We start from the raw sequence: 20051 nt of genomic DNA on the forward strand, positions 1-20051 counted from the left end.
TAGGGTCAGGCGGGGATCGCCACGGGTTGCGTGGCCTGCGTGCGCAGCACGCGGTTGGCGACGTCCAGCCAGGCGATCGCGCTGGCTTCCAGCACGTCGCGGCTGGTGCCCTGGCCGGTGAGCGTCTCGCCGTCGATGCGCGTGCTCAGGTTGGCTTCGCCGCGGGCGTCGCGGCCGATGCCCATGCTGTGCACTTCGTAGCTCTCCAGTGCGAAGTCGACGCCCGTGGCCTGCGCCAGCGCGGCGAACAATGCTGCGATGGGGCCGTCGCCCCGTGCGTCCTGGCGCACCTGGTGACCTTCGGGATCCGACAGCTCCACCCGTGCGCGGGTGTGCTGGCCCTCGTCGGTCAGGTGCATGGCGGCCACCCGCCATCCGGGTCCGAAGCGTTCGCCTTCGACCAGCCGCAGCAGGTCGGCATCACCGATCACGTGCTGGGTCTGGGTCAGCGCCTTGGCGTCGGCGATCACCCGGTCCAGCTGCACATCGTCCAGAACATGGCCCAGCGCGCGCAGGCGGTCGGCCACCGCTGCGCGCCCGCTGTGGCGGCCCAGCACCAGCTGTGAATCCGGCCAGCCCACGTCCTGCGGACGCATGATCTCGTAGGTATCGCGGTTCTTCAGCATGCCGTGCTGGTGGATGCCGGACTCGTGCGCGAACGCGTTCAGGCCGACGACGGCCTTGTTGCGCTGGACCTGGATGCCGGTGATCCGCGACAGCAGGCGCGAGGTGTCCAGCAGCTTGGGAGTGTCGATGCGGGTGTCCACGCCGTACCAGCCGCCGCGCACCTTCATCGCCATCACCAGTTCTTCCAGCGCGGCGTTGCCGGCACGCTCGCCGATGCCGTTGATGGTGCATTCCACCTGCCGCGCGCCGCCCTCGATGGCGGCCAGCGAGTTGGCCACGGCCAGGCCCAGGTCGTTGTGGCAGTGTGCGCTGAACACGACGCCGTTGGCGCCCTTCACGTTGGTGCGCAGGAAACGGAACAGCTCGCGGATTTCCTCCGGCGTGGCGTAACCCACGGTGTCCGGCACGTTGACGGTGCGCGCGCCGGCGGCGATCGCCGCTTCGAACACCTCGACCAGGAAGTCGCGCTCGGTGCGGAAGGCGTCCTCCGCGGAAAACTCCACGTCATCGACGTGCCGGAGCGCCAGCTCGACGCCCATCACCGCGCGTTCGATCACCTGCTGCTTCGACATCGACAGCTTGTGTTCGCGGTGCAGCGGGCTGGTGGAAATGAACACGTGGATGCGCGGTGCGGCGGCGGCATCCAGCGCGCGTGCGCAGGCTTCGATGTCGCCGGCGTGGCAGCGTGCCAGCCCGGCGATGGCGGCGCCGCGCACATTGCGTGCGATGGCCTGCACGGCGCCGAAGTCGGCCGGCGAGCTGTTGGGGAAGCCGGCCTCGATCACGTCCACGCCGAGATCGGCCAGCGCGTGCGCAAAGGCGATCTTCTGCGGGCTGCTCATGGTGAAACCCGGTGACTGTTCGCCGTCGCGCAGGGTGGTGTCGAAGATGACGACACGATCGGGCGATGCGTGTTCCGGGGCGTTGGCGCTTGCGTTCATGCGTAGCTGGTCTCGGGTGCGGGTGTTGTGCGCGCGGCGCGCGGCACGGGAATGGCGACGGACGGGAGCGGGCCGGCAGCACGCGCGGGCGTGGAGGCTGCCGGCGGCGTAAGTCGCTCCTGCCTGCGTTGCCGCGGTTTGCGCGGCGGGCGCGGTCGCACGTCCTGCAGCAGCCCCGCCAGCACCGATGCATCGAGATTGCCGCCGGAGACCACCGCGCACTTGCGCCTGGCCGCGACGCGCTTGCCCGCGGCCAGCGCCAGCGCGCCCGCGCCCTCGGCGATCAGGTGTTCCTCCAGCGCCAGGCGCACCAGCGTCTCGCGCAGCTCGGCCTCGCGCACGATGACCACGTCGTCCAGCAGCTCCGCCAGCACGCGGCGGGTCAGCGCACCCGGGATCTTCACCTTCACGCCGTCGGCCAACGTGGCCACCGGCTCGATGATCCGGTTGTCGCCGCGCAGCGCGCGCGCCATCGCATCGACGCCTTCCACCTGCGCGCCGATCACCCGCACGCCCTGAGTTTTCAGCGCCAGCGCAACGCCAGCTGCCAGCCCGCCGCCTCCGATCGGCACGATCACCACGTCCGGCGACAGCGCGCTGGCGATTTCCAGGCCCACGGTGCCCTGCCCGGCGATCACGTCGGGGTCGTCGAAGGCGGACAGCAGCCGGTAGCCATGCTGCGCGGCCAGCTCGGCGGCGAAGGCCCTGGCTTCGTCGTAACTGTCGCCGTGCAGGCGCACCGTGGCGCCCCAGTGGGCGACGCCGGCGATCTTGGTGGCCGGCGCGGATTTGGGCATCACCGTGATCGCCTGCATGCCCAGACGGTAGGCGGCCCAGGCCAGGCCCTGCGCGTGGTTGCCGGCGGAGGCGGCGATGGTGGGCCTAATGTCTCCGCGCTCGCGCGCCGCCAGCAGCGCGTTCATGGCGCCGCGGACCTTGTACGAGCCGGTGCGCTGCAGGTTTTCCAGCTTCAGCCAGCAGCCGGAGCGCTCGGCGTAGTGCAGCGGCGTCGGCCCGAGGTATCGGCGCAGCCGCGCCTGCGCGGCCAGCACGTCGCTGGCGGTGGGTGCGCGAGGCGTGGCCGCATCCGTGTTCATGCTTCGCGTACGTCCACCGCCAGGCAGTCGTACAGCCCGGCCAGCTGGTGCCGCAGGCTTTCCGGTTCGCGGCTGCCTTCCACGGTCATGCGCAGGTGCCAGCGGTCGCCGTCGTCCTGGGTTTCGCCATCGACGCTGACGGGCTGGAAGCCTCGTCGCTCGGTGGTGCCCAGCACGCGCGCCAGCGCGCCCTCGGCGCGGCGCAGGGTGAGATCAAGCTGGTAGCGCATGGGGCGTCTCCGTGGCGGTTCGGGTGGGCGCGACGAACGCGTCGTCGACGGCGGGATCGAGCATCTGCGCGTTGTTGCGGTTGGGTGGCACCAGCGGCCAGACGTTGGCGGCGGTGTCGATGGCCACGTGCAGCAAGGCCGGGCCTTCGGCATCCAGCAGCGCCTGCAGCGCGGCATCGACGCCATCGGCGCGGTCCACGTGCAGGGCAGTGATGCCGAAGGCGGCGGCGACCGCGGCGAAGTCCGGGTTGTCGGACAGGTCGATCTCGGAATAGCGCCGGTCGAAGAACAGCTCCTGCCACTGCCGGACCATGCCCAGCGCCTGGTTGTCCAGCAGCACGATCTTCACCGGCGAGCGGTAGCGCTTCAGCGTCGCCAGTTCCTGGATGTTCATCATGATCGAGCCGTCGCCGCTCACGCAGACCACGCGCGCATCGGGATTGGCCTCCTGCGCCCCCAGCGCCGCCGGCAGGCCGAAGCCCATCGCGCCGAGGCCGCCGGAGGTCAGGTGCTTGCGCGGATGGTCCAGGCGCCAGTGCTGCGCCACCCACATCTGGTGCTGGCCGACGTCGCAGGCCACGGTGGCATCCGGCGCCAGCTCCGACAGCCGCTTCAGCAGCGCGGGCGCGTACACGCCGCTGCCCGGCGCGTCATAGCGCGGAGCGAACTGCTGCGCGCGTTGCTTGCACTGCGCGCGCCAGGCCTTGCGCGCGGCGCCGTGGCGGCCGTGCAGGTGGGCCGCGCAGGGGAGGGTCAGCTTGGTCAGCGTGGTGACGATGTCGCCGCGCACGCCAGCATCGGCGTGGCGCAGCTTGTCTATCTCGCAGGCGTCGATGTCCATGTGCACCACGCGTGCATGCGGCGCGAATTCGGCCAGCTTGCCGGTGGCGCGATCGTCGAAGCGCGCGCCCACCACCACCAGCAGGTCGGCTTCCTGCACCGCCAGGTTGGCGGCGCGGCTGCCGTGCATGCCCAGCATGCCGAGGTTGAGCGGGTGCTGGGTCGGCAGTGCGCCGAGGCCCTTCAGGGTCAGCACGGCCGGGATCTGGGTCGCATCGACGAAGGTGCGGAACGCCTGCACGGCATCGCCCAGCACGATCCCGCCGCCGCCGTACAGTACCGGCCGCTGCGCCTGCGCGATCAGCGCCAGCGCTTCGTGCAGGGAGGCGTCCTTGGGCGCTTCCGGTACGTCGGTACCCGACGACACATGCGGCGGCAGGTGCGCGGCATCGGCGACCTGCACGTCCTTCGGCAGGTCGATCAGCACCGGGCCGGGGCGACCGCTGCGCGCCAGCCGGAACGCTTCGCCCACCATCGCCGGCAGGTCCTCGACGCAGCGGGCGATGAAGCTGTGCTTCACCATCGGCATCGTCATCCCGAACACGTCCAGCTCCTGGAACGCGTCCGTGCCCATCAGGTGGGTGGGCACCTGGCCAGTGATGACCACCATCGGCACCGAATCCAGCATCGCATCCGCGATCCCGGTGACCAGGTTGGAGGCGCCGGGGCCGGAGGTGGCCACGCATACGCCGACGCGCCCGCTGGCCCGCGCATACCCGTTCGCCGCGAACGCCGCACCCTGCTCGTGGCGGGGCAGCACGTGGCGCAGCTGCGGGGTGTCGTGCAGGGCATCGTAGAACGGCATGATCGCGCCGCCCGGATAGCCGAACAGCGTGTCCACGCCTTCGGCCACCAGCGCCTGCGCCAGCCAGCGGGCGCCGTTCATCACGCGGCCTCGGCTTGCTTGGCGGGCGCCTGCGGCGCGTTGGCCAGCCACGGCATGTTGGCCCGCAGCTTCCTGCCGGTGGCCTCGATCGGATGCTCCAGGTCGGCCTGCTTCAGCGCCTTGTAGTTGGCATTGCCGGCGGCGTATTCGGCGATCCACTGGCGGGCGAAGGTGCCGTCCTGGATTTCCGCCAGCACCTTCTTCATCTGCGCGCGGGTATTGGCGTCCACCACGTAGTCGCCGCGGGTCAGCGCGCCGTACTGCGCGGTCTCGCTGATGAACTCGTGCATGCGGGTGATGCCGCCTTCGTAGAACAGGTCGACGATCAGCTTCAGTTCGTGCAGGCATTCGTAGTAGGCGACCTCGGGCTGGTAGCCGGCTTCGACCAGCGTTTCCCAACCCGCCTGCACCAGCCGCGTGGCGCCGCCGCACAGCACGGCCTGCTCGCCGAACAGATCGGTTTCGGTTTCCTCCTTGAAGGTGGTCTTGATGGCGTTCTGGCGCGCGCCGCCGATGCCGGCGCAGTAGGTCATCGCCAGTTGCTCGGCCTGGCCGCTGCGGTCCTGGTGGACCGCATACACGGACGGCACGCCGCGGCCGATCTCGTATTCGCGGCGCACCAGCGCGCCCGGACCCTTGGGTGCGACCAGCACCACGTCGAGGTCGTCGCGCGGGGTGATCTGGCCGTAGTGGACGTTGAAGCCGTGCGCGAACAGCAGGCATGCGCCCTGGTCCATGTTCGGCTCGATCACTTCGCCGTACAGCTGCGGCTGCACCATGTCAGGGGTGAGCACGGCGACGATCTGCGCGCCCTTCACCGCCTCGGCGGGAGTCTTGACGATGAAGCCGTCGGCCTTCGCCTTGAATTCGGTCGGGCCGCCGGGGCGCAGGCCGATGGTCACGTCGAAGCCGGAGTCGCGCAGGTTGAGCGCATGCGCGCGGCCCTGGCTGCCGTAGCCGATGATGGCGATGCGGGGTTTGCTGCTGGTCATTGCGAAGGTTCCTGTTGGGAGGTTTTTTCGGGGGCCAAAACGAAAAACCCCGCACCTTGCGGTGCGGGGTTTTGCGATTCGGGCGTTGATTTGTTGCTTTTCTTACACGCCGGATCGTCCCGCACCTGTGGGCGAGGTAATAAGTACGAGGACGAGGATGGACGCCGCCTGCGAGGCGGTCGTCGGAGTCGGCAGTGGCATGTGGCGCTGCAACATGGCTTCAGGTAAACATGATTCCGCAACGCCTGTCAACTGTCCCGCACATGCCGTTTTCGCATGAGGGAAAGTTGCAAACGAAACCGCGCAAATGCAGCAGGATCAAGGCCTGCAGCGATGCCCGCACCCCGCCACGGATCCCCACGATGCCCGACTACCGCTCCAGGACTTCCACCCACGGCCGCAACATGGCCGGTGCCCGCGCGCTGTGGCGCGCCACTGGCATGACCGATGCCGACTTCCACAAGCCGATCGTTGCCATCGCCAATTCCTTCACCCAGTTCGTGCCCGGCCACGTGCACCTGAAGGATCTCGGTCAACTGGTCGCGCGCGAAGTCGAGCTCGCAGGCGGCGTCGCCAAGGAGTTCAACACGATCGCCGTGGACGACGGCATCGCGATGGGGCACGACGGCATGCTGTATTCGCTGCCGTCGCGCGAGGTCATCGCCGATTCGGTGGAATACATGGTCAACGCGCACTGCGCCGACGCGCTGGTGTGCATCAGCAACTGCGACAAGATCACCCCCGGCATGCTGATGGCGGCGCTGCGCCTGAACATCCCCACGGTGTTCGTGTCCGGCGGGCCGATGGAGGCGGGCAAGACGAAGCTGGCGGAGCACAAGCTCGACCTGGTCGATGCGATGGTGATGGCGGCGGACCCCGGCGTCAGCGACGAGCAGGTGGCGGCGGTGGAGCGCAGCGCCTGCCCGACCTGCGGTTCGTGCAGCGGCATGTTCACCGCCAATTCGATGAACTGCCTGACCGAGGCGCTGGGCCTGTCGCTGCCGGGCAACGGCACCGTGCTGGCGACGCACGCCGACCGTGAAGCGCTGTTCAAGCGCGCTGGCCGTCTCATTGTCGAGTTGTGCCACCGCTGGTACGGCGGCGAGGACGCCAGCGCGCTGCCGCGCGGCATCGCCACCTTCGAGGCGTTCGAGAACGCGATGGCGCTGGACATCGCGATGGGCGGCTCCACCAACACCATCCTGCACCTGCTCGCAGCGGCGCAGGAAGCCGAAGTGCCTTTCGATCTGCGCGACATCGACCGGCTGTCGCGGCGCATCCCGCAGCTGTGCAAGGTGGCGCCGAACTCACCGAAGTACCACGTCGAGGACGTGCATCGCGCTGGCGGGATCATGGCGATCCTTGGTGAACTCGCACGCGGCGGACTGCTGCACACGGGCGTGCTGACCGTGCATGCGACATCGCTGGGCGAGGCGATCGCGCAGTGGGACATCGCCACGGTCGATGACGAAGATGTGCGCACGTTCTACCGCGCCGGTCCGGCAGGCATCCCCACCCAGGTCGCCTTCAGCCAGTCCACCCGCTGGCCGACACTGGACCTGGATCGCGCCGACGGCTGCATCCGCGATGTGGCGCATGCGTATTCGCAGGAAGGTGGCCTCGCCGTGCTGTACGGCAACATCGCGGTCGATGGCTGCGTGGTGAAGACCGCCGGCGTGGACGAGTCCATCCACGTGTTCGAAGGCCGCGCGCGCGTCTACGAGAGTCAGGACGCGGCCGTGGCCGGCATTCTCGGCGACGAGGTGCAGGCCGGCGACGTGGTGGTGATCCGCTACGAAGGCCCGAAGGGCGGGCCGGGAATGCAGGAGATGCTGTATCCGACCAGCTATCTCAAATCGAAAGGCCTCGGAAAAGCCTGCGCGCTGCTCACCGACGGGCGTTTCTCCGGTGGCACCTCGGGCCTCTCGATCGGCCACGTCTCGCCGGAAGCGGCGGCGGGTGGGGCGATCGCGCTGGTGCAGGATGGCGATCGCATCCGCATCGATATTCCCGCCCGCGGCATCGAACTGCTTGTTCCGGACGAGGAGCTCGGCGCCCGCCGCGCCTTGCAGGCCGCGCGGGGCTGGAAGCCTTCGTTGCCGCGTGCGCGCAAGGTCAGCGTGGCGCTGAAGGCCTATGCCCTGCTCGCCACCAGTGCCGACAAGGGCGCGGTGCGCGACAGGACGCTGCTGGACGGCGCCTGACGCCTGCGGTCAGAGCACCTTCGGCGGCTGCCCGCCGACGATCACCACGTCGGCCGGGCGGCGCGCGAACAGGCCCACCGCGACCACGCCGGGGATCTGGTTGAGCTCGCGCTCCATCGCCACCGGATCAGTGATGGCCAGGTTGTGCACGTCGAGGATGACGTTGCCGTTGTCGGTGGTGACGCCGTCGCGCCAGACCGGCTGGCCGCCGGTCATCCGCACGATCTCGCGCGCCACCAGGCTGCGCGCCATCGGGATCACTTCCACCGGCAGCGGGAACCGGCCCAGCACGTCCACCTGCTTGCTCGGGTCGACGATGCAGACGAACTTCGCGCTGGCTTCGGCGATGATCTTCTCGCGGGTAAGCGCGGCGCCGCCGCCCTTGATCAGGTGCTTGCGCGGGTCGCATTCGTCGGCGCCGTCGACATACAGCGACAGGGGCCCGGCGGCGTTGAGGTCGATCACCTCGATGCCGTGCGACTTCAACCGCGCGGTGCTCTGTTCGGAGCTGGACACCGTGCCCTTGATGCGGTCCTTCCACGCCGCCAGCGCGTCGATGAAGTAGGCGACGGTGGAGCCGGTGCCGACGCCGACGATCATGCCGTCCTCGACGTATTCGATGGCTTTTTCGGCGGCGAGTTTCTTGGCTTCGGACATGGCGGTTCCTGCAGGATGAGGGCGGCGGCGGGCGCGTGCGATGGCGCTATTCGAGGGAAAGCAGCAGCTTCCACTGCGCGGCGGTCACCGGAAACACCGACAGCCGGCTGCCCTTGGCGGTCAGCGCGAAGCCTTCGCCCAGTACGTCGGCGTGCTGCTTGATTTCTTCCAGCGGGATCAGCCGCTTGAGCTTGCGCTCGAAGGCGACGTCGACCAGGAACCAGCGCGGCGTTTCCGGGGAGGCCTTGGGGTCGTGGTAGTGCGACTTCGGATCGAACTGGGTGCTGTCCGGATAGGCGGCGCTGGCGACGGTGGCGAGGCCGGCGATGCCTGGGACCTTGCAGTTGCTGTGGTAGATCATCACGCCGTCGCCCACGCGCATGCCGTCGCGCATGAAGTTGCGCGCCTGGTAGTTGCGCACGCCGTTCCACGGCTCGGTGCCGACCCGCGCGAGGTCGTCGATGGAGAACGCATCGGGCTCCGACTTCATCATCCAATAGCGCTTGCGCGTGCTCATGCGGCGGCTCCTATCCGGCAGGGTGGGCGAGCAAGGTGTCGTCTTCGCAGCAGACCGCATCCAGGCGCACGTCCCAGGCCTCGCGCGGCAGCGCGTCCACGCGCTGCGCCGCGAACGCCGCGCCAACCAGCCAAGGCGGAGCAGGGCGGTCGTGGCGGAAGGCGAGGCTGCGGTCGTACCAGCCGCCGCCCATGCCCAGCCGGTGGCAGTCGGCATCGAAGCCGACCAGCGGCATGACCAGCACCGCCATGTCCTCCGCGCGCAGCGCGCCGGCAGCGGTCACGTCCGGTTCGGGGATGCCGTAGCGGTTGGTGACCAGCGGGTCGCCCGCGCGCCAGGGCGCGAAGCGCAGCGTGCCGTCCTCGTGCAGCAGGGGGAGGCAGTAGACGAGTGGGGCGGGCAGGCGCAGCTGCACGGCGTGCAGGCCGATCTCGCCATCCATCGCCCAGTAGCCGGCGACGTAGCCGGAGGTGGGCAGGAAGGGAAGCGCCAGCACCCGTCCGGCCAGTGCCTCGGCGGCGGCGATGCGCTGCTGCGGGGGAAGGCTGCGCCGGCGCTCTCGCAGTGTCTTGCGCAGCATGGCACGGTCGATGGGCGGGCTCACGCGGGGACGGCCGGCTGCGGAAGGGAGACGTGGGGAAAATGTCTCCGCTGTGGCGATGCATGCGAAACGACCTTGAACCCGGGGTTCAAGTGGGAACGCTCGGCGGCCATCGGGCTTTCCGCTCGGGGCGGACTTGCACTCCCGGTTACCGTTGCGTCCCCGTGGTCGTCATTAAGGGACAAGGCGAATGTTGCGCACGCCGTCGCTCACAGCAGAGGACGTAGCCAGTATAGCGTTTCGACCGCGCCGGTGAGTTGCCACGCGCCTGCGTGCGGCGACTGGTTCAGCTTTGCGCCAGCAGCGCGTCCAGCCGCCGGTTGGCCTCGTCGATCAGGCGCAGCGCATCACCGTCGGCCGTGGCGGCCGGCGTCTTCGCGGTGTGCTGCTGCAGCTCGTGGGCGAGGTTCAGCGCAGTCAGCACCGCCAGGCGGTCGGGGCCGACCATCCTGTTGCCGCCCCGCAGTTCGCGCATGCGTGCGTCCAGCATCCGGGCCGCCGAGGCCAGCCCGGCGCGCTCCTCGTCGCTGACGCCCACGGTGTATTCACGGTCGAGGATGCGGACGGTGACCGGCTCGCTCATGTGTGCTGCTCCAGCGACTTCAGCCGCCCGATCATTGCTTCCACCCGGCTGCGCGCCTGCTCCTGCTTGGTCAGCAGCTGGGCGCGTTCCGCCGACATCTGCTCGACCTGCTGGCGCAGGCTGCGGTTTTCCTCCTGCAGGCGCTGCATGCGCGCGCCGAGCAGGTCGATCCGCGCCAGCAGTTTGTGCAGTTCGCCTTGCGGGTCGCGTCCGTCCATCCGCGCACCTTAGGCAGGCGTCGTGCCGGGGTCAAGCCGCACGCCTGCGCGCGCCTGTGCGCGCAACAGGAAGTCCAGGCAGGCGTCCTGCGCCAGCGGTCGCGAGATCCAGTACCCCTGCGCGATGTCGCACGCGCTCTGTTCCAGGAACGCGAGCTGGCCCGCGGTTTCCACGCCTTCCGCCACCACCTGCAGGCCCAGCGTGCGGGCCATCGCGATGATGGTGGCGGTGATGGTGGCATCCTCGTGGTCGTCGGGCGTGGCCAGGCCGTCGATGAAGGCCTTGTCGATCTTCAGGGTGTTGATCGGCAGGCGATGCAGGTAGGCCAGCGATGAATAGCCGGTGCCGAAGTCATCCACGGCGATGGACACGCCGAGGCGTCGGAAGGCGTGCAGGCGCTCGCTGGCGACCTCGGCATTGCCCATCAGAACGCTTTCGGTGAGTTCCAGTTCCAGCGCGGATGCAGCCAGGCCACTGTCGTGCAGCGCGGCTTCGACCGCGCGCACCAGGCCGCTGCGCAGCAGCTGCAGCGCGGACACGTTGACCGATACCTTCAGTCGATTGTCCACACCGGCGCGATGCCATGCCGCCAGCGTGCTGCATGCCTCGCGGAGCACCCACTCGCCGATCTGCACGATGGTGCCGCTCTCCTCCGCCAGCGGAATGAACTCGTCGGGCGCGACACTGCCGTATTCGGGACTGTCCCAGCGCAGCAGCGCCTCGACTGCGCCGAAGCGGCCTTCGGTCAGCACCAGTTCCGGCTGGTAGACCAGCGACAATTCGCCGCGTTCGATCGCCCTGCGCAGCGCGCCGATCAGGTTGGCGCGGCGGCGAATGTCCCCGTCCATCGCGTCGGCATAGCGCAGGAACGCCCGCTTGCCGGTGCCTTTCGCCTTGTACATGGCGGTGTCGGCGTGCTTCAGCAGGTCGGTGGGGACCTGCGCATGGTCGGGGAACAGGCTGATCCCGATCGACGGCGAGATGGTGAATTCGTAGCGGTCGTCGAGCCGCAGCGGCGTGTCGAACGCGGTGATGATGCGCTGCGCGCAGTGGTCGGCCTCGGAAGGGTGGGCCAGGCCTTCCAGCACGACGGCGAATTCGTCGCCGCTGATGCGGGCGACGGTGCGCTCCGCGCCCGCCACTTCCTGCAGCCGCTGGGCGGCAGCGCGCAGCACGCGGTCGCCGGTGGCATGGCCCAGCGAATCGTTGACGTCCTTGAAGTTGTCCAAATCGAGGAACAGCAGTGCCAGCCGGTTGCCTTGCCGGCGTGCCTGCACGATGGCGCGCGACAGGCGTTCGGCCAGCAGGGTGCGGTTCGGCAGGTTGGTCAGCGGATCGTAGTTGGCGAGGTAACGCAACTCGTGCTCGATGCGGCGCCGTTCGGTGATGTCGCTTGCCACCAGCACGAACAGCTGCCGCTGGGTGGTGGGTTCGCGCAGCGGACTGCACTGCATCGCGCACAGGAAATCGCTGCCGTCTTTTCGGCGCTGCCACATCTCGCCACTCCAGCCGTCCTGGGCGTGGATGGCACGTCGAGCGTCCTGGTAGAACGCCGGTTCGTGGCGATCGCCGTCCAGCAGGCTGGTGTCGCGGCCCAGGACCTCTGCTTCCGAATAGCCGGTCATGCGGCTGAACGCGGGATTGACCGCCACGAAGCGGAAATCGGCGTCCAGCACCGCCACCGACTCGGCCATGCTGCGCATCACCTCCGCGGCGACCTGGCGCTGGTTCTCCATTTCGCGCAGCGAATCGATGTTGCGCGCGGTGCCGGCGATCCGCGAGACCCGGCCGTCGGGGCCGTGGCCGACGGCGCGGCCGCGTACCCGCATCCACTGCCACTCTCCGTCCTCACCCCGCATCCGGTGTTCCGACAGGAACACTGGCACTTCCCCCCGCAGGTAGGCCCGCAGCTGGCGCAGCACGCCCCGGCGATCGGCGTCGTGGAACCTGGGGTTGCGTTCGATGCTGGCCTGCATGGCCAGCCGGTGGTCGCCTTCCGGGGCCACCCGGGTGACCTCCAGTTCGCGGCTGCGCAGGTCGTATTGCCAGAACACTTCGTTGGAGGCCCACAGCGACAGCCGCCACTGCTGCGCACGTTCGTCCTGTTCGCGCTGGTGGGCGCGCTGTTCGCGTTCGCGGCGCCGGTGGCTGGCCAGCGCCAGCCACGCCAGCAACAGGACCAGCAGCGACAGCAGCAGGGCCAGCGACGTCCCCGCCGACAAACCACCCTCCATCGCGAAGGCAGGCAGGGGCAGCAGCAGCGCGCCGCAGGCAAGGCCCAGTTTTGCCGGAACGACGCGATCCCCCATCGGCGAAGTGTAGGCATGCGCGCGTGGCGGCAACAAGCGGCGCACGATTGCTAAACTCCCGGCATCCCCCGCATTTTGAGAATCCCGCGTGAGCGAAACCGAGTTGCCGGTGTGGACCGAGGTGGCAGCCGCGGCCGACCGCCTGGCCCTGGCCAGCAGTCCCGCGGAGTTGCATGGCGCCCTGTGCGGCTGGCTGGCGGCCGGGGGCGCGGATGCGGCGGGCTGGCCCGCGCTGGTGATGGCTGACCCGGGCCTGCCGGCGCCGCAGCCGGGTGATGCGCTGGACCGCCTGCGCGGCGCCAGTGCCGCACAGCTGGGGGATCCGGAATTCGGTTTCCAGCTGCTGCTGCCCGAGGGCGGGAAGCCCATCGACCGCGCCGGGGCGTTGTTCGCCTGGTGTCGCGCCTTCCTCGGCGGGTTCGGGCTGGCCCTGGACGGCAAGCCGATGTCGGAAGAGGGGCAGGAAGCACTGCGCGACCTCGCCAATCTCGGCGCTGCCCAGATCGACGAGGCCGACGACGGCAGCGACGAGGAAGCCCTGGCCGAGATCGAGGAATACCTGCGGATGGCGGTGCTGCTGCTGCATGCCGACTGCGCGCTGGGGATGCAGCACCGCCAGCGCCTGCACTGACGGCCATGCAGCCGCTCACCGCCCACTGGCGCAAGGCGCTGGCGCGCCGCCGCCGGCAGCTGATGCAGGCGGCGGGCGACGGCGCGATCCTGGTGCTGCCGGCCGCGCCGGAGCGCATCCGCAGCCGCGACACCCATTTCCCCTATCGGCAGGATTCCGATTTCTGGTACCTGACCGGCTGTGACGAGCCCGACGCGGTACTGGTGCTGGTGCCGGGCCGCAAGCACGGCGAGGCGATCCTGTTCTGCCGCGAGCGCGATCCCGAGCGCGAGGGGTGGGATGGCCCGCGGCTGGGCCCGGAAGGCGCAGTGGAACTGCTGGGCCTGGACGACGCGTATCCGGTGTCGGACATCGACGACATCCTGCCCGGCCTGCTGGAAGGCCGCCGCCGCGTGCACTACCACCTGGGCCGCGATGCCGACTTCGACCTCAAGCTGATCGGTTGGATCAACCGCGTGCGCGCGCAGGCCCGGCAGGGCGCGCAGCCGCCGCAGGAATTCCTCGAGCTCGGCCACCTGCTGGACGAGATGCGGCTGTTCAAGTCCGCTGACGAAATCGGGCTGATGCAGAAGGCCGCCGATATCAGCGTGGAGGCGCACCGCGCGGCGATGCGCGCCGTCCGCGCCGGCATCCACGAATACGAGTTGCAGGCCGAACTGGAATACGTGTTCCGCCGGCATGGCGCGCAGCCGGCTTACGCCAGCATCGTGGGCGCAGGGGTCAACGCCTGCGTGCTGCACTACCGCGCCAACAGCGCCAAGGTCCGCGCCGGCGAGCTGGTGCTGGTGGATGCCGGCGCGGAACATCGCGGCTATGCCGCCGACATCACCCGCACCTTCCCGGTGGACGGGCGCTTCAACCGCCAGCAGCGTGCGTTGCATGACCTGGTTTGCCGCGCGCAGGCCGCGGCGCTGGTGCAGGCGCGCCCCGGCGTGCCCTACGAGGCCGGCCATGACGCTGCGGTGGCAACGCTGGCAGAAGGCCTGCTGTCGCTGGGCCTGCTGCACGGCCGGCTGGAAACGGTGCTGGCCAATGGCGACTACAAGCGCTTCTACCGCCACAAGACCGGGCACTGGCTGGGACTGGACGTGCACGATGTCGGCGAATACCGCCTGGATGGCGCATCGCGGCTGCTGGAGCCGGGCATGGTGTTCACTATCGAGCCGGGACTGTACATCCCGCAGGACGATGCGACCGTGGCGCCGAAGTGGCGCGGCATCGGCATCCGCATCGAGGACGACGTGCTGATCACCGGCGATGGCCATCGCGTGCTCACCGGCGCGCTGGAACGCAGCGCCGACGAGGTGGAAGCGTTGATGTCGATGTAAAGCCGGCGCTGCCGGGCCGGCGGGGGCGGACTCCGCCCGGTTTCGCATCCAGCTGCGATCCGCGGTCGCGCGCGTTCCGTGCGCACTCGATTGCGTGCCCGCCAGGCCGGCGGCGCAATGGGTTCCTCCGATGGAACGTCAGCCTTCGGCGAACGCCTCACGGGTGAGATTCAGCGGCTCGCCCCCGGTGCAGACCACGTCGTCCTCGATGCGGATGCCGCCGAAGGGCTTGAACATCTCCACCCGTTCCCAGTCCACCGCATCGCCCAGGCCCTTCTGCTTCAGTTCGTCCAGCAGCATGTCGATGAAATAGATGCCCGGCTCGATGGTCACCACCATGCCGGGTTCCAGCGTGCGGGTGAGGCGCAGGTAGGGGTGGCCATCCGGCTTGGCGATGGTGCCGCCGGCGTCGGACGCCGCGAACCCTGCCACGTCGTGTACCTGCAGGCCGATGCCATGGCCGATGCCGTGCGGGAAGAACGCGCTGCTGACGCCGCTGGCAAGCGCGTCTTCGGGCGTGGTCCGGAGCACGCCGAACTCGCGCAGCACGCCGGCCAGCCGCAGGTGGGCATCAAGGTGGATGCGGGCGTAGTGGGTGCCGGCGCGCACCTGGTCGCACAGCGCCAGCTGCGCGGCATCGACGGCGCGGATCATCGCCGCGAACTCATCGTCGGCCGCGGAGTAGGTGCGGGTGATGTCGCTGGCATATCCGCCGAAGCTGGCGCCGGCGTCGATCAGGAAGCTGCGCACCGGCTTCGGCGGCAGCCGGTCGCGGCTGGTGTAGTGCAGCACCGCGCCGTGTTGGTTCAGCGCGACGATATTGCCGTAGGGCAGGTCGTTGGCGTCCTGCCCGGCGGCCTGGCAATAGGCCAGGTGGATGCCGAACTCGCTGCTGCCGGCGCGGAAGGCGCGTTCGGCGGCGCGGTGCGCGCGCACGCCGATGCGGCTGGCCCGGCGCATCATCTCGATTTCGTACGGCGTCTTGAACGCGCGGTGGTATTCGAGGTACTGCACCACCGGCTCCGGGTTGTTCGGCACGTAGCCGCCCAGCGCGCTCTGCGGCTCGCCGACGATGGCACAGCGGAACGCCGGCGGCAGCAGGCGCATCGCTTCGTCCGCGGTCCGGATCACCTCGATGTCGAAATGCTCCACCCAGTAGTCGCTGGGCATCTCCGGCACCACGTGCCAGTAATCATGCGGCTGCAGGAAGATCAGTTTCGGCCGCTGTCCCGGCGTGATCACCAGCCAGCTGCCCGGTGCCTGCGTCAGCGGCAGCCAGGCCTTGAACTGGGGGTTCACCGCATAGGGGTAGTCGCGGTCGTCGAAGGCCTGGTAGTGCAGCGTGCCGCTGGGGATGAGCAGATGGTCGAAGCCGCCCCGGCGCAGCGCCTCGGTGGCGCGTGCCTGCAGGGTGGCGAGGTGCTGCGGATACAGGGACGAAAGGAGTGCGTTCGACATGGCGGATGCGCGGCGGTGGGGGAGGCCCGATTGTCGCGCATCCGCGGCAGGGGTGCAGGTCAGTCGTCCGCCTGTGCCGCCCATGCGCGCAACCGGACCGTGGCGTCCGGCGAGAGCCCCAGGAAGCGCAGCCCGATCCACGACTGCCCGGGTGCGCCGGCCTTGTCCTGCCAGAGCACGTGCGCACCGACTTCCAGCGGTTGCGCCGCACCGATCCCGTCCGGCAGATGGAAGCGGAACTGGAACAGCGCATCGTCCGGCAGGCTGCGGTTGGCCATCATCAGCATGCCGCCGGCCGAGAGATTGCCCAGGTAGCCCACCGGTTCCTCGAGGATGACATCGACCACCTCGACCCGGCCGGGCACCGCGCGGCGCGGCTGGCGACGGCGGGGATCATGGCTCATGGCCGGGCTCCTTTGCGGTGTTGGCCTGTTCCGGCGCGATCCGCTGCAGGCTGCTGATGGTGGCGTCCCAGGCTGCGGTGGCCGGTGCGGCATGCCGCTCCAGCAGGCGCAGGCGGCCGGCCGCCAGCTTGCGGGCGAGGGTGTCGAGGTTGTCGTTGCCTGCACGCAGGCCGCGCCGGTTGACCAGCAAGGCCTGGTCGGTGTGCTCGCTGATCCAGGCCAGCCGGCGCCGCTGCGGACCGTCCTGGCCGTCGTCGTCGATTTCCACCCACAACGGCAGCGGCAGCGAGCGCAGCTGCTCGTAGGCGGCCTGCTCCTCCGCGGTCCGTGGCGGCAAGGATGGGGTGCTGTCCACGCCGGCGGTGCTGTCCTCGCCCAGCCGCCCGCGTGCGCGGAGCTGCAACAGCAGCTCGGTGCGCGAGGCCTGGTCGTCGTCATCGCCCTGGCCGTGGGCCAGCTGCGCGGCGATCGCGGCGGCGTCCTCGGCGTGGTAGCCGACCTGCTCCAGGGCGGCGCGGATCTGTTCCAGCAGTGCCGGATCACCGGGTTGGGCGGGCGTTTTGGCGCCGGCGTCGACGATCCCGGCGGTGACGTCGAGCAGCTGCCGCCAGGCATCCGACTGTTCGCCGCTGCGCAGGTGGGTCAGCGACAGCACGTCGGTCCAGGTCTGCTCCAGCAGTGTGGCGTGGAAGCGTGGCAAGTTGCGGCCTTCGAGCAGGCGGTGGATTTCCTGGTCGGCGCGTTGCCGCGCCAGTTCCAGCTTCTCGCGCCCGCGCGCGGCCTCTACCTGCCGGCGCTCCGCCATCTCCGCCTTGCGGTCCAGCGCCTGCAGCCCTGATTGCAGGGTGCGGTTGGCCTCGGCGAAGGACTCGGTGGTGCCGCTGGCGTCCTGCTGCACGTGCGAGGCGGCACGTTGCAGCAGGCCCAGCCACTGCGCGTCGAGGTCGTCCTCGGCCAGCCACTGCGCGCCGGACAGCGAGATGGCGTCGACCAGCTGGCGGGCAGGGTGGGCGGCGTCGGTGAAGAATCCCTGGTCGCGCAGCGCCAGCTGGGTCAGCGGCAGCCGCAGCCGCTCCAGCATCGCTTCGCCGGGGCTGGTCCTGCGCAGTTCGCGCTGCAGCTGGGTCATGAACAGGCCCAGCAGGTCGAAGGCGTCGCTGTCGACGTCGGAGAGGGCGACGCCGTGGCCATGCGCCTGGCGCGACTGCGCCAGCAGGATGCGCCGGTAGTCGGCCAGCGTGTCCGCCTTGTCCGTGCTGGCGCGCATCCGCTGCAGCGTGGCGAGGACTTCGTCGTGCGGCACGGCGTCGAGGGTGCGTTCGTCGCGCTTGCCGGGGCGCAGCTTGCTGAGCAGGCTGCGCCGCTGCTGGAGCAACGCCTGCAGGGCGGAGAAACCTGCGTCCATCGCCGTCGGCGCTGCGTCGGCGGGTGCGGTCCAGCCGGGCGGACCGCCGCCAGGCGGCGCATGCGCCGCCTCGGCGGCGGCTGCATCGAATGCCGGTGAGGTGGAGGCGCGTACCCGCATCGGCACGAAACTGAGGTGCGGCAGGATGCCGTCTTCGACCAAGCGGTTGTTGCAGCTGTCCAGAATTGCCGGGTAGAGGTCCGTGAGGGCTCTTTCAAACTGCTGGAACAGCTGCATCCGCGCGTAGCGGGAGAGCTTGAGCCGGTCGGCGGACTCGGCGGTCGCGGCGCACAGGGCGCGCGGCGCCAGCGGCAGGGTGTCGGCATCGAACGCGGGGGCGCCGGCCAGCACGCCAAAGCGCTGGCCAAGCAGCTGCAGACCCAGACTGTTGCGCGCCTCGATGCGGCTGGCGATGGTGTCGAGCACGAATTCGTCGCTGACCCCGTCCTCCTCCAGCAGGCTCAGGGTCAGGACCTGGGGCGCATCGGTTTCCTGCTCCTCGTGGCGGCGCGCGCTTTGCAGGCCGGCCAGCGAGGCTTCGACATGGTCGAGGAATCCGCGGACGAAGACCGCCGCGCCGCCCCCGAGACTGCGCATGGAGGAAATCCGGGCCTGCTCCAGCACGGGGTCGCTGCCCGCCGCGGTGCGGGCGAGCGCGAGTTCGGTTTCATGCAGAATGCGCGGCAGCAGCTGTTCCATCGTGGGCCGCAGGTCGGCCAGCAGATGTTCCAGCGCCTGGCGCACGCGCCTGGGGAGGCGGGCGGTCGCCAGCGAGGGTGACGCGTTGCTTGTGGGTGCGGTCGAGGACACGGCGCGTCGGCGCCCCCCTTGGCGCTTTGGCAATCCGGCCATGTTATGCGGCAAGCGTCACAGTCTCAATCACGCTGTCCAAGCGCGTGCGGCTGTCCGTGCAGGTTTTTCCCGGCTCAGTCGAGGAACAGCCCGATCACGTCATTGGCGAAGCGGCGACCCAACTCGGTCGGGCGCAGCCAGGCCGGGTCCGGCTCCAGCCAGCCGCGGATGCGCGCCAAGGCCACCCGGTCCGCGATGGCGGCGGCCGGCAGCCCCGTGCGCGCTTCGAACATCGCCATCGGTACGCCTTCGTTGAGTCGCAGGGCGTTGAGCATGAAGTCGAACGGCAGCCGCTGCGCGGTCAGGTATTCGTCGCCACCGATTGCCGCGGCAGTGCCGGCCTTGGCCAGGTAGTCGGTGGGATGCTTGAGTTTCCAGCGCCGCAGCACCTGCTGGGTGGCGCCGAGGGTCAGCTTGCCGTGGGCTCCGGCGCCGATGCCGAGGTAGTCACCGAAGCGCCAGTAGTTGAGGTTGTGCCGGCACTGGCGGCCGTCGCGTGCGTAGGCGCTGATCTCGTACTGGGCGAAACCGGCGTCGGCCAGCCGCGCCTGGCAGGCCTCCTGCATGTCCCAGGCGGAATCCTCGTCGGGGATGCCGGCCGGCACCCGCGCGGCGAACACGGTGTTCGGCTCCAGCGTGAGCTGGTAGTGGCTGATGTGCGTCGGCGCCAGCGCGACCGCGCGCTCGACGTCGTCCAGCGCCATCGCCAGCGTCTGCTGCGGCAGCGCGTACATCAGGTCGAGGTTGAGGTTGTCGAAGCCTGCATCCTGCGCCGACTTCACCGCGCGCTCGGCGTCGCCGCTGCTGTGGATGCGGCCGAGCCGCTGCAGGCAGCCGTCGTCGAAGCTCTGCACGCCGAAGCTCAGGCGATTGACCCCGGCGGCGCGGTATCCGGGGAACGGGCCATGCTCCACCGTGCCGGGGTTGGTCTCGAGGGTGATCTCCACGTCGGGGGCAAAGCGCAGCCGCGCGCTGGCCTGCTGCAGGAAGCGGTCGATCGCCTCCGGCGGGAACAGCGAGGGCGTGCCACCACCGAAGAACACGCTGTGGACGATGCGGCCCCAGGCCAGCGGCAGGTCGAAGTCGAGGTCGGCCAGCAGCGCGTCGATGTAGGCATCCAGCGGCAGCGCGCCCTTCGCCGCATGCGAATTGAAGTCGCAGTACGGGCATTTGCGCACGCACCACGGCAGGTGCACATACAGCGAGAGGGGCGGCGGAGTGAGCATGTTGGGCATATTGTAGGAGCGCACCGCAGGGGCGCGATGCGCTT

The 20051-nt window shown here is 69.7% G+C and carries 18 protein-coding genes and 1 other RNA gene; 3 read left to right on the top strand and 16 right to left on the bottom strand.

Annotated features, from left to right (window positions below):
- Positions 1 to 5: 5 nt before the first annotated feature.
- From ICG51_RS09160 to ilvC, 5 genes are read right to left on the bottom strand one after another with little or no spacing between them, the layout of a single operon-like run.
- On the bottom strand, positions 6 to 1568 hold the full coding sequence (locus ICG51_RS09160; protein WP_190280080.1) for a 2-isopropylmalate synthase: 1563 nt from the start codon (positions 1566 to 1568) through the stop codon (positions 6 to 8).
- A complete protein-coding gene (locus ICG51_RS09165; RefSeq protein WP_190280081.1) occupies positions 1565 to 2665 on the bottom strand; it encodes a threonine dehydratase in 1101 nt (366 codons plus the stop codon). Before ICG51_RS09165 ends, ICG51_RS09160 begins: the two co-directional genes overlap by 4 nt.
- Complete coding sequence (locus ICG51_RS09170; RefSeq protein ID WP_190280082.1) at positions 2662 to 2895, bottom strand: ACT domain-containing protein; 234 nt, start codon at positions 2893 to 2895, stop codon at positions 2662 to 2664. The genes ICG51_RS09165 and ICG51_RS09170 overlap by 4 nt, the downstream gene beginning before the upstream one ends.
- Entirely contained in the window at positions 2879 to 4621 is a 1743-nt protein-coding gene (gene ilvG / locus ICG51_RS09175) for an acetolactate synthase 2 catalytic subunit (RefSeq protein WP_190280083.1), read from the bottom strand. Before ilvG ends, ICG51_RS09170 begins: the two co-directional genes overlap by 17 nt.
- Positions 4621 to 5613, bottom strand: a complete 993-nt coding sequence (gene ilvC / locus ICG51_RS09180) for a ketol-acid reductoisomerase (RefSeq protein WP_190280084.1) — start codon at positions 5611 to 5613, stop codon at positions 4621 to 4623. The genes ilvG and ilvC overlap by 1 nt, the downstream gene beginning before the upstream one ends.
- Before the next feature lie 362 nt (positions 5614 to 5975).
- On the opposite strand from ilvC, the gene ilvD reads away from it, so the two are divergent.
- The gene (gene ilvD, locus ICG51_RS09185) at positions 5976 to 7817 is read left to right on the top strand and encodes a dihydroxy-acid dehydratase (RefSeq protein ID WP_190280085.1); all 1842 of its coding nucleotides are present in this window, start codon (positions 5976 to 5978) and stop codon (positions 7815 to 7817) included.
- A gap of 9 nt (positions 7818 to 7826) precedes the next feature.
- On the opposite strand, the gene rpiA is transcribed toward ilvD, so the two are convergent.
- From rpiA to ICG51_RS09220, 7 genes are all read right to left on the bottom strand, one after another.
- Positions 7827 to 8474: a ribose-5-phosphate isomerase RpiA gene (gene rpiA / locus ICG51_RS09190; RefSeq protein ID WP_190280086.1), complete on the bottom strand. Its 648-nt coding sequence runs from the start codon at positions 8472 to 8474 to the stop codon at positions 7827 to 7829.
- Between the two features lie 46 nt (positions 8475 to 8520).
- Positions 8521 to 8991 carry an EVE domain-containing protein gene (locus tag ICG51_RS09195; protein ID WP_190280087.1) on the bottom strand — a complete coding sequence of 157 codons (471 nt, stop codon included), beginning with the start codon at positions 8989 to 8991 and terminating at the stop codon, positions 8521 to 8523.
- 10 nt (positions 8992 to 9001) lie between these two features.
- A complete protein-coding gene (locus tag ICG51_RS09200) occupies positions 9002 to 9571 on the bottom strand; it encodes a 5-formyltetrahydrofolate cyclo-ligase (RefSeq protein ID WP_190280088.1) in 570 nt (189 codons plus the stop codon).
- A 62-nt stretch (positions 9572 to 9633) separates the two neighbouring features.
- Positions 9634 to 9816, bottom strand: a non-coding RNA gene (gene ssrS, locus ICG51_RS09205) — 6S RNA.
- Between the two features lie 62 nt (positions 9817 to 9878).
- Positions 9879 to 10175, bottom strand: a complete 297-nt coding sequence (locus ICG51_RS09210) for a cell division protein ZapA (protein ID WP_190280089.1) — start codon at positions 10173 to 10175, stop codon at positions 9879 to 9881.
- Entirely contained in the window at positions 10172 to 10393 is a 222-nt protein-coding gene (locus ICG51_RS09215) for a TIGR02449 family protein (protein ID WP_190280090.1), read from the bottom strand. Before ICG51_RS09215 ends, ICG51_RS09210 begins: the two co-directional genes overlap by 4 nt.
- A 9-nt stretch (positions 10394 to 10402) precedes the next feature.
- Positions 10403 to 12703, bottom strand: a complete 2301-nt coding sequence (locus tag ICG51_RS09220; RefSeq protein ID WP_223809420.1) for an EAL domain-containing protein — start codon at positions 12701 to 12703, stop codon at positions 10403 to 10405.
- Between the two features lie 88 nt (positions 12704 to 12791).
- On the opposite strand from ICG51_RS09220, the gene ICG51_RS09225 reads away from it, so the two are divergent.
- Both ICG51_RS09225 and ICG51_RS09230 read left to right on the top strand, forming a co-directional pair.
- Complete coding sequence (locus ICG51_RS09225; protein WP_223809421.1) at positions 12792 to 13334, top strand: UPF0149 family protein; 543 nt, start codon at positions 12792 to 12794, stop codon at positions 13332 to 13334.
- A 5-nt stretch (positions 13335 to 13339) separates the two neighbouring features.
- A complete protein-coding gene (locus ICG51_RS09230) occupies positions 13340 to 14662 on the top strand; it encodes an aminopeptidase P N-terminal domain-containing protein (protein ID WP_190280091.1) in 1323 nt (440 codons plus the stop codon).
- 138 nt (positions 14663 to 14800) lie between these two features.
- Here the strand turns inward: ICG51_RS09230 and pepQ are convergent, their stop codons facing one another.
- From pepQ to hemW, 4 genes are all read right to left on the bottom strand, one after another.
- Positions 14801 to 16120: a Xaa-Pro dipeptidase gene (gene pepQ / locus ICG51_RS09235; RefSeq protein ID WP_190280092.1), complete on the bottom strand. Its 1320-nt coding sequence runs from the start codon at positions 16118 to 16120 to the stop codon at positions 14801 to 14803.
- Positions 16121 to 16179: 59 nt separating this feature from the next.
- Complete coding sequence (locus tag ICG51_RS09240; RefSeq protein ID WP_190280093.1) at positions 16180 to 16524, bottom strand: PilZ domain-containing protein; 345 nt, start codon at positions 16522 to 16524, stop codon at positions 16180 to 16182.
- On the bottom strand, positions 16514 to 18739 hold the full coding sequence (locus tag ICG51_RS09245) for a DUF1631 family protein (RefSeq protein ID WP_190280094.1): 2226 nt from the start codon (positions 18737 to 18739) through the stop codon (positions 16514 to 16516). The genes ICG51_RS09240 and ICG51_RS09245 overlap by 11 nt, the downstream gene beginning before the upstream one ends.
- 116 nt (positions 18740 to 18855) lie before the next feature.
- Positions 18856 to 20016: a radical SAM family heme chaperone HemW gene (hemW, locus tag ICG51_RS09250; RefSeq protein ID WP_190280095.1), complete on the bottom strand. Its 1161-nt coding sequence runs from the start codon at positions 20014 to 20016 to the stop codon at positions 18856 to 18858.
- Positions 20017 to 20051: the final 35 nt, after the last annotated feature.

Source organism: Thermomonas sp. XSG (assembly GCF_014678725.1).
GTDB lineage: Bacteria > Pseudomonadota > Gammaproteobacteria > Xanthomonadales > Xanthomonadaceae > Thermomonas.

Excerpts from the sequence above, each read along its gene's own strand:
- ICG51_RS09210 (WP_190280089.1), bottom strand. The coding sequence starts at position 10,175 with ATGAGCGAGCCGGTCACCGTCCGCATCCTCGACCGTGAATACACCGTG.
- ICG51_RS09170 (WP_190280082.1), bottom strand. The coding sequence starts at position 2,895 with ATGCGCTACCAGCTTGATCTCACCCTGCGCCGCGCCGAGGGCGCGCTG.
- ICG51_RS09165 (WP_190280081.1), bottom strand. The coding sequence starts at position 2,665 with ATGAACACGGATGCGGCCACGCCTCGCGCACCCACCGCCAGCGACGTG.
- ICG51_RS09195 (WP_190280087.1), bottom strand. The coding sequence starts at position 8,991 with ATGAGCACGCGCAAGCGCTATTGGATGATGAAGTCGGAGCCCGATGCG.
- pepQ (WP_190280092.1), bottom strand. The coding sequence starts at position 16,120 with ATGTCGAACGCACTCCTTTCGTCCCTGTATCCGCAGCACCTCGCCACC.
- ICG51_RS09240 (WP_190280093.1), bottom strand. The coding sequence starts at position 16,524 with ATGAGCCATGATCCCCGCCGTCGCCAGCCGCGCCGCGCGGTGCCCGGC.
- rpiA (WP_190280086.1), bottom strand. The coding sequence starts at position 8,474 with ATGTCCGAAGCCAAGAAACTCGCCGCCGAAAAAGCCATCGAATACGTC.
- ICG51_RS09200 (WP_190280088.1), bottom strand. The coding sequence starts at position 9,571 with ATGCTGCGCAAGACACTGCGAGAGCGCCGGCGCAGCCTTCCCCCGCAG.
- hemW (WP_190280095.1), bottom strand. The coding sequence starts at position 20,016 with ATGCCCAACATGCTCACTCCGCCGCCCCTCTCGCTGTATGTGCACCTG.
- ICG51_RS09230 (WP_190280091.1), top strand. The coding sequence starts at position 13,340 with ATGCAGCCGCTCACCGCCCACTGGCGCAAGGCGCTGGCGCGCCGCCGC.
- ilvD (WP_190280085.1), top strand. The coding sequence starts at position 5,976 with ATGCCCGACTACCGCTCCAGGACTTCCACCCACGGCCGCAACATGGCC.
- ICG51_RS09160 (WP_190280080.1), bottom strand. The coding sequence starts at position 1,568 with ATGAACGCAAGCGCCAACGCCCCGGAACACGCATCGCCCGATCGTGTC.
- ilvC (WP_190280084.1), bottom strand. The coding sequence starts at position 5,613 with ATGACCAGCAGCAAACCCCGCATCGCCATCATCGGCTACGGCAGCCAG.
- ICG51_RS09220 (WP_223809420.1), bottom strand. The coding sequence starts at position 12,703 with ATGGGGGATCGCGTCGTTCCGGCAAAACTGGGCCTTGCCTGCGGCGCG.
- ilvG (WP_190280083.1), bottom strand. The coding sequence starts at position 4,621 with ATGAACGGCGCCCGCTGGCTGGCGCAGGCGCTGGTGGCCGAAGGCGTG.
- ICG51_RS09215 (WP_190280090.1), bottom strand. The coding sequence starts at position 10,393 with ATGGACGGACGCGACCCGCAAGGCGAACTGCACAAACTGCTGGCGCGG.